At 59.2% G+C, this 8,127-nt stretch carries 8 protein-coding genes; 3 read left to right on the top strand and 5 right to left on the bottom strand.

The genetic code is table 11. The features are described from left to right. Position 1: 1 nt before the first annotated feature. Positions 2-112, top strand: coding sequence for a transposase domain-containing protein (locus EH199_RS25150; RefSeq protein WP_223806728.1), 111 nt, complete (start codon positions 2-4; stop codon positions 110-112). Here the strand turns inward: EH199_RS25150 and EH199_RS23725 are convergent. From EH199_RS23725 to EH199_RS23715, 3 genes are all read right to left on the bottom strand, one after another. Further along, a complete protein-coding gene (locus EH199_RS23725; protein ID WP_124811498.1) occupies positions 61-423 on the bottom strand; it encodes an acyl-homoserine-lactone synthase in 363 nt (120 codons plus the stop codon). The genes EH199_RS25150 and EH199_RS23725 overlap by 52 nt on opposite strands. A 60-nt stretch (positions 424-483) precedes the next feature. Beyond that, entirely contained in the window at positions 484-1,230 is a 747-nt protein-coding gene (locus EH199_RS23720; RefSeq protein ID WP_124811497.1) for an autoinducer binding domain-containing protein, read from the bottom strand. Positions 1,231-1,715: 485 nt separating this feature from the next. Continuing rightward, complete coding sequence (locus EH199_RS23715) at positions 1,716-2,957, bottom strand: SRPBCC family protein (RefSeq protein ID WP_124811496.1); 1,242 nt, start codon at positions 2,955-2,957, stop codon at positions 1,716-1,718. A gap of 215 nt (positions 2,958-3,172) precedes the next feature. Here EH199_RS23715 and EH199_RS23710 point away from each other — a divergent pair, with 215 nt between their 5' ends. Both EH199_RS23710 and EH199_RS23705 read left to right on the top strand, forming a co-directional pair. Continuing rightward, on the top strand, positions 3,173-3,880 hold the full coding sequence (locus EH199_RS23710) for a CoA transferase subunit A (protein WP_124811499.1): 708 nt from the start codon (positions 3,173-3,175) through the stop codon (positions 3,878-3,880). Then, positions 3,880-4,521 (top strand): CoA transferase subunit B, encoded by a 642-nt coding sequence (locus EH199_RS23705; RefSeq protein ID WP_124811495.1) that lies wholly within the window; start codon positions 3,880-3,882, stop codon positions 4,519-4,521. Before EH199_RS23710 ends, EH199_RS23705 begins: the two co-directional genes overlap by 1 nt. On the opposite strand, the gene EH199_RS23700 is transcribed toward EH199_RS23705, so the two are convergent. Continuing rightward, positions 4,508-5,794: an MFS transporter gene (locus EH199_RS23700; RefSeq protein WP_124811494.1), complete on the bottom strand. Its 1,287-nt coding sequence runs from the start codon at positions 5,792-5,794 to the stop codon at positions 4,508-4,510. The genes EH199_RS23705 and EH199_RS23700 overlap by 14 nt on opposite strands. A gap of 131 nt (positions 5,795-5,925) precedes the next feature. Next, a partial coding sequence (locus EH199_RS23695) for a TonB-dependent receptor (protein ID WP_124811493.1) occupies positions 5,926-8,127 on the bottom strand: 2,202 nt, incomplete at its 5' end.

Here is an 8,127-nt window from a genome sequence, read left to right as displayed (position 1 = left end):
GCTGACCAGCATCAACCCACACGTCTGGCTGACCGACACGCTCACGAAGTTAGCCGGCGGTCACCCAGCCAACGCTGTTGGCGAGCTCATGCCCTGGACGCCCGTGGTCTGAAAACACCGCTTACGCGTGATCTCGGCGATGCCCGTGCCCGTCGGTGCGCCTGCCGCGCAAAGCTCCGGGAACAGCGTATCGAGGATATGAGCCCGGTCAGTGGAGAGGAGTCGCATCGAACCGACATGCTCGCCGTCCTCAACGGCGAGCAGATAGATGGCGTTGGCGTCGTCGAACTGGTCAACTTCATAACGATTATCGACGACCGGAACCGTCCAGCGCATCAGGTCGACAAACAGCCGCTTGCGATCGGCGAACATCGACGTCATGCGGGCGTCGGCCAGCGAAAAACCTTGCAATATGTGGATCATGGACTTGCTCCCGTGTCGTGGGAGCATCAAGGGAGCAGGGTTTTTAAACGTCCGGCATCCCTAGAATCCAGACATTGCGTCCTCATATCCGATCAGCCCGAGACGAACCGCCATCAGGCAAATCTGGGTCCGGCTGTAGACGTCGAAGGCTTGCCGGAGCTGGGCCATGTAGGTTTCGATGGTCGACCTTTTAAGATTAAGGATCATGGAGATTTCGCGGTCCGACTTGCCGATCGCGGCTAGGCGGACAACTTCCAGCTTGCGCGGACTGAGCCCGGGAATTCTGCGCTTGCGCATCGGGAAGCCGTGGAGACGGCGGGCCTCACGGAACGCTTCAGCGCCGATGAAGGCGGCTGCGCGGCATCGCCAAATCGAGGGGAGGTCAGTCTTGCTGGTCGTAAAGGAGCAGCATCCCGGTGGTTCGCCGGCGACACCCACAGGCAGCGTCATTCCAGTGATGATCCCATGGCGCCTGGCTTCCTCGAAGATGGTCTCATGGCGAGGTTCGATGTCGATCAAAGCTGATATGCTTGTCCACGGAAAGGCCGTGTTGGTGCGCTGGCATGCGAGCAGCGCCGGATCGTCCTCGTAGAAGCGCCGCTCGATGAAGACGTCTGCATACTCACCGAAATTGTCGAGACGGATGAGATTGGGACTGGGGCGCCTGAACCACAGGCTGTGAACCAGTGCGAGACGATCGAACCCCAGTTCTCGGATAGCCGCTTCGGTGAGCGCAAACAACTCGGCCGCCTTACGGCACTTTTGACAGGCGACCGAGTATTGCTCAACGAGGCGGTGAAGGCTCATGAGACCCTTCTTCCGCTCTGATACCGGGCTATCTCGAATTGCCGCCCCGGCCAGGCCTCTCGATCAGGGGGAAGTCCCGTTGGTGGACCATGATCCACATGGTATGATGCAAGTGTTTCGCTCGTTGATGATCGGGATATGTCATCCCTTGGAGGCACAGCTCCTTGTCCGACGACTTTTAGTGGTGAAACTCACTCGCACCGGAGGGAATGTACCAGTGCAAATCCAGACTCGCTCGACATTCGCTCCCACCTCCGGACCGTCTTGGTCCGTTTGTCTGGGCGAGGAAGAGGACAGGTCCGGGTACATCTTGAGGGTCGAGAGCATAACTATAGCTTCTTTTGGGGGCGCCATTCACGACGCCCATGCACAGACATGCGCTAAATCACCTGTTGGCGAGACAAGATGGCGCGATGTGTCACGCAATCAACGTATCCGGGACATGTCTTTGCTGACGAGGTTTTTGGGCTCCTTCAACTCAAGATTTATAGGTGCGCGTAGGGAAGATCGACCTCCACTACAGCCAGCCCGGAAGGAATGTTCTCGCGTCCGATGACGGCATCGATATGCTGTTCGTGGTTATAGATGAACTGCTCCGACCAACACAGCGGGATCGAATCAATGCCGCCGTGGGCGAGGGCCTTGTGCATACCCGCGAGCGCATCAAGATCTTCGCCGATGAACCTCCGGAAGAAGGTCAGGGTGTCCTGATCCAGTTTCTCATTGTCTGGTCCGCTGCCCGTCTTGACGAACGAAACCTCTACCCGGCATCGGCCGGGATCGATCGGCCAGACCATCACAATTGGAAACAGATACTCTGCGATCGGAAAAGTCGCGTTGGGGAAGACATTATAGCTGCGCTGGCCGCTCCGGGAGATCTCCGCGAGCTTGCTCGCCTGCTGCTCGGCGGTGTCGTCGTCCGACTTGAAGAATGCGGCGCCCATTCCGCTCGTCAGAGTTCCACGCGACTTGATGACGATGGCGTTGTGCCCGCCGCGGATCATTTGCAGAGCCGACGTCTTCGAATCGATGACTTTGTCGATCGTGTTCTCATGCACATATTTGGCATGATAATTTTCAGCAAAGTTATCCTGCAGGCACTTCCAGTTACAATCGACCTCGAAGCTGAAGCGCTCGAATAACCGCAGATCGTTCAGCGGGATATCGGACCACAGCGTCGGTATGTCGGTGAGAAATTCCAACAGCGGCGGCGCCTCATTGTCGAAGTTTACAAACACTAGGCTCCCAAACTGCTCGCAGCGGATCGGCTTGAGGCTCCGATCGGCCTTGTTAAGGCCGGAAAAATAATGCTCGTCCGGTACGAAAATCAATTTCCCTTCGAGATCGTAGGTCCAGCAATGGTAGAGGCAGCGCATGTTTCGCGACACACCGGCTTCGTCTTTCATGAGCAACGAACCGCGATGCTGACACACATTGTGAAACGCTCTCAGTTCATTGTCTCGCCCGCGCATGACGACGACCGGCGCATCGTTGAGCGTGTAGGTTCGATAGCTTCCCGGTTCCTCGAACTCGTGCGCCAATCCGACGAACAGCCAGGTCTTCGACCAGAGATGCCGTTTCTCCAGCTCATAAAAGACTTCGCTGGTGTAGCGGGCCGCCGGCATATCCGGAAGCGTCGGAAAACCGTCAGGGTGTCGGCGCTCGCGCATTTGCGTGCTTGCCGCTTCCCACATCGATTGAATGCGCTCGGGGGTTTCCAGGGTCATTGCAGCCTTCCTCGTCCTATCTCCACCGTCGTTCTAACTTTTCGGCGATAGTCGCTCTATCCCCCCGGCGGGGGACCGGGGAGGCCGGTCAACATCGTCCCGCCCAGCAGGGACTGCAATGTGAACCAGTGGGCGATAGGCAGGACCTATTGGGGCGGCTGGACTGGGAGCAGGGATGCCTCGGCCAACCGACCGTCCCGCAGCGCAAGGACCGGATGTTGCCTAGGATCGTTGAAAGCGCTCAAGCTGCCCTTGATGGCGTCTTGTCGGATGGAATGACCATTGTTGCCGGAGGATTTGGTCTTTGCGGCATCCCGGAGAAGCTCATTCTGGGGGTCCGTGATTCGGGGGTCAGCCGTTTGACGGTCATCTCAAACAACGCTGGCGTTGACGATTTCGGCCTGGGGCTGCTCCTGCAATCCCGTCAGATCAGGAAGATGATCAGTTCTTATGTGGGAGAGAACAAGGAATTCGCGCGGCAATATCTCGCTGGCGAGCTTGAGCTTGAATTCAACCCTCAGGGCACGTTGGCAGAGCGCATTCGAGCAGGTGGAGCGGGGATACCGGCCTTTTTCACCAAGACCGGCGTCGGAACCATCGTTGCGGACGGTAAGGAAGAGCGAATTTTCGCTGGGGAGCGATATATCATGGAGACGAGCCTCTTTGCCGATGTTGCACTCGTCAAGGCGTGGAAGGCCGATACGAAGGGTAATCTCGTATTCCGAAAGACTGCCCGGAACTTCAATCCGATCGCCGCGACGGCAGCAAAGATGACATTGGTCGAAGTGGAGGAGTTAGTACCCGTCGGCGCCATCGATCCGGACCACGTCCACACGCCGGGGATCTATGTCGACCGGATTCTGGTCGGCGCGGACTATGTGAAGCCGATCGAGCAGCGCACAGTTCGAGCGGAGGCGGTCTAATGTCCTGGACTCGTGACGACATCGCCGCGCGCGCCTCGCGCGAGCTCAAGGACGGGGACTATGTAAATCTGGGGATAGGCGTCCCGACGCTCGTTCCAAACTTCCTCTCCGAAGGCATAGACGTGACCTTTCAATCCGAGAACGGCATGCTGGGTGTGGGCCCGTTTCCGCTCGAAAGTGAGGTTGACGCGGATCTGATCAACGCAGGCAAGCAGACGGTCACAGCTCTTGCAGGCGCATCCTTCGTCAACTCAGCCGAGAGCTTCGCTATGATCCGCGGCGGCCATGTCGATCTTTCGATTTTAGGCGCGCTTGAGGTCGCTGAGAATGGCGATCTCGCCAATTGGACCATTCCGGGGAAAATGGTGAAGGGAATGGGCGGGGCCATGGATCTCGTGGCTGGCGTCGCCCGCATCGTTATCCTGATGGACCATGTGTCCAAAGGGGGAGAACCCAAGTTCCGCAAAAGTTGTAGCCTGCCACTCACGGGGGCGAACGTGGTTGACATGATCATCACCGATCTGGCCGTGTTCGAGCGCAAGGAACGGGGATCATCGTCCTTCCGGCTATCGGAACTTGCACCGGGCGTCACGCTTGATGAATTGAGATCCAAGACCGAGGCGGCATTCACCGTCGATTGACTATAGCATCTGGCGCTACTGGGGAGGACGCCCGACCCATCGAGCGGGAGACCAGCCACAACGTGCCGGCTGCGATCGGAAAGATGGGAGTCAGGCCAAGCATAGCGTAAATAAGCGCCTGCTCTCCGAAATTCGGCGTCAGCGTTTCGCTCATAACCCCAACGAACAATGGCCCAAGCCCCGTCCCAAAGAGATTGAGCACCAGCAGTAGGATCGCGGCGGCGGCGCTGCGTTGATTCGGCGGCACATTGTTCTGTACCAGCGCCGTCGCCGGCGCGAGGTACATTGAGCTGGTTGTAATAGGGATGGCTAGGCATGCGAGCGCGGTCGTCCAAGCGCTCGCCAGCAGACCGAACACGAAAAACGGGAGTCCAGCGACCATTGCCCACGCCGGGATCAGGAGATGGGCGCGCTCATTGCGTCCAAAACGGGCCGTCACAACGCCGCTCACCAGCATTCCCAGCGCCGTCGCACCGCCGCTGACGAGACTGTAATAGGCTGCCACTTCGCCCAATGACATGCCCTTCGCACGCATCAGCATCGACGGCGCCCAACTGGCGAAACCCGTGAAGACGAAGCTGTAAGCGGCCGCGGCGACCAGCAACAAGCTCAGAACAGGGCTGGATTGAAAGGTACGCCAGCAAGCGAGCAGAGAGGGCTTCGCAGTGGACAGCGCGATTTGCTCGTCGGTTCCGCCCCGCGCTGGTTCGCGGGCGATAACGGTGAGAGCGATCGCGGCCAGGATTCCCGGCGTTCCGACCGCGAGAAATGCCGCGCGCCAGCCATAGATCGCGGCCACGCCGCCACCAAGTGATAGCCCAAGCATGGCGCCGAGCGGCAATCCCAGTGAATGCAAGGCGATGGCGAAGCCGCGCTTTTCGGGCGGAAAATAGTCGGCGATCAGCGAGTGCGAGGGCGGGACTCCGCCGGACTCGCCGATCCCCACTCCAGCACGCGCAAGCGCCAGCGACGTGAAACTACCGGCCGCGCCGCACAGCATCGTAAAGACACTCCAGACCGCACAGGCAACAGCTACGATGCGCACGCGACGACCCCGATCCGCAAGCCAAGCTATCGGCACACCAAGGAGCGTGTAAACTAGGGCGAACGCGAATCCAGACAAGAATCCGAGTTCGGTGTCAGTGAGGTTGAGGTCTTGCTTGATCGGCTGCGCCAGTATCGCGATTATTTGCCGATCCACGTAATTGAGCATGTAGACCAGCGAGAGGATAAATAAAACGACGTACCGGTTAGCGCCGGTTTGAACGACCATCGCAACTACCCCTTGCCTGCGGCACGTCACATCACACCTTTCGCCGATGGCGCGGTTAAGAGCATGCACCTTGCCGAAATACTTAAGCCATCCTGGCCGCACTGCGAGCACCGCTAATACGATTCGGCTCGTCAAAAATGTTTGGCAAGCTCCACACCGAAGGTTCGGGGCGGAAAAAACTGCCCCTGCGCGACGACGCCCAGCGAGCCGCTCAGGTCGACGGGTATCGTCGAATAACGCCGGTCCGTGAGGTTCTTGCCGAAAACCGAAAACTCGATTCCGGCTCGATCCCAGTTGAGAGTGGAGCGGGCGTTCACGATATCGTGAGCTGGTGAATAGGCGCCCGGTTCGACAATCAGTTGCCGGTCTTCATGGGAGTAGTCGACCTGCGTTCGCCAACGGCCAATGCCCGTGTGCATAATATAGGCGGCCGAGACATTGACGCGCCACTTGGGCGTATAGGCGACCGGAAGATAGCTGAGATCCCTGCCAGTCGGGGTCACATAGTTGGAGAAATGCGCGTCGGTGTAGGCGCCGCTCACCGAGAATTCGAGCGCGGGCACCGGAACCGCGGTGGCGTCGAACTCCACGCCGTTGACGATGATGGCGGCGGCGTTCTGGACGGAACTAGCCGTCAACGTGCTCCCTGGGACGGGCACGGGCACCTGCCGCAGTCCACCCGAGATCTTGTCGTGATAATAGTCGATGTTGAGCCGCAAGCGTCGCTCGAAAAGCTCGGATTTCAAACCGACTTCATAATCGGTCACCAGTTCGGGCTTGAAAGGCGTAAAGGCCGCGTTGGCGGCGGCGACGGTCGTCCCGGCGGCCGCTTCCTGCAGACCGCCGGCTCGATTGCCGGTGCGGGTCGTGGCGTAGACCATGACGGCAGGGATGATCTGGTAGTCCAGACTCGCCGTGTAGTTAACCTTTTCGTATGTGACCGACATCGGCCTGAGGCAATTGGCGACGCCGCCGAGCGATGCCAGCGACACACCGAGCGACAGACAATTTGTTGCATTATAATTGCTCGCGTCCACCGAACGGCTGTCGTGGGTCCAGCGAACGCCCCCGGTCAGGCCGAGCCTGTCGGTGATCTTGAACGTGTGCTGGGTGTACAATCCGACGCTCTTGGTCTTGACCCGCGCATTCTGGAACGTGGTTGGATTGGCCCCCGCGATGACGCGGAGCGCAGTCTGCCAGGTGACCTCGGTCCCGCTCTCACTGGAGTAATAGGCTCCCACAATCGATTTGAGGCGGCCTTCGAGAAAATCGCCGGACAGTTGCGCTTCCTCGGAGAATTGTCCGTCGTTGGCCCTCAGGACCGGATAGCCGATGATGGCATAGGGTGTGCCATCGAGATCGACGCTGCCGTCGCGTTTGAAATGGCGATAGGCCGTGATGGACTTCAGGCTGAGGTTGTCGCTCAAGCTATAGTCGAGCGTTCCGGACAATCCCCAGATCCGGATTTCTTCCTGTCCATCGACGTCCTGATTGCCATCGTTAGGATTGCCGCCGGAGAGAGTACGGAGCGCCGCGTCCGCGTCGGCAAGCATGGCATTGCGCGTCGCCAAGGGAAGCGCCAGGAAAGCTGCGGTACTCGAGAGGTTGTTCCGCTCCAGTGCGGCTTCCAGCGTGGCGCTGGGGCCACCGGCGGTGGTTGCCGTACCCAGGATTAGCGGATTGATCGACTGAAGGCCTTTATAGGCGCCGAAGGTCGACGTGCTGTGGGTATAATCCCCGCGCAGCGTCACCTTCAAGGCATCGGTCGGTGTCCACAGTGCGCTCGCGCGATAGTTCTGGCTGTCCTGTTTGCCAGTGCGCGACCCATCATAGTCATTGTGGCCATAGCCGTCCCGGCCCGACAAGCTGACAACGCCTCTGACGGCAAGCGTCTGGGTCAAGGGCGCATTCAGCACGGCGGACAGGCTATGGTCTCCGTAGGAGCCGTAGCGGGCGCGGATTTGCCCTTCGAACTGGTTGGTCGGGGTCTGGGTGAAGATGCTGATCGCTCCGCCCGACGTGTTCTTTCCAAACAATGTCCCCTGTGGCCCCGCCAGCACCTCGACGCGGGCAATATCGACGAGTTCGTCCGCATTCACGCCAACGGCGCGGGGGAGATAGACCCCATCAAGATACACACCGACGACAGGATCGATATTGAGGCGGACGTCAGTGAGCGCCAACCCGCGGCTGGAGAGGATGACGGTGTTGATTTCCGCTGAGAGTTGACCCGGGAGGGGCATAAATTTCCACTGAGAATTGACCCATGTTTTGATCGTTCCCCTGGCTGATTTGTCGGGGGATCCAGGAGTGATCGACATGGCGTTATTGAG

This window comes from Novosphingobium sp. LASN5T (assembly GCF_003856955.1).
Classification (GTDB): Bacteria; Pseudomonadota; Alphaproteobacteria; order Sphingomonadales; family Sphingomonadaceae; genus Novosphingobium.
This window is presented reverse-complemented; position numbering and strand designations above follow the sequence as displayed.

Excerpts from the sequence above, each read along its gene's own strand:
- EH199_RS23720 (WP_124811497.1), bottom strand. The coding sequence starts at position 1,230 with ATGAGCCTTCACCGCCTCGTTGAGCAATACTCGGTCGCCTGTCAAAAG.
- EH199_RS23715 (WP_124811496.1), bottom strand. The coding sequence starts at position 2,957 with ATGACCCTGGAAACCCCCGAGCGCATTCAATCGATGTGGGAAGCGGCA.
- EH199_RS23725 (WP_124811498.1), bottom strand. The coding sequence starts at position 423 with ATGATCCACATATTGCAAGGTTTTTCGCTGGCCGACGCCCGCATGACG.
- EH199_RS23705 (WP_124811495.1), top strand. The coding sequence starts at position 3,880 with ATGTCCTGGACTCGTGACGACATCGCCGCGCGCGCCTCGCGCGAGCTC.
- EH199_RS23700 (WP_124811494.1), bottom strand. The coding sequence starts at position 5,794 with ATGGTCGTTCAAACCGGCGCTAACCGGTACGTCGTTTTATTTATCCTC.
- EH199_RS23710 (WP_124811499.1), top strand. The coding sequence starts at position 3,173 with ATGTTGCCTAGGATCGTTGAAAGCGCTCAAGCTGCCCTTGATGGCGTC.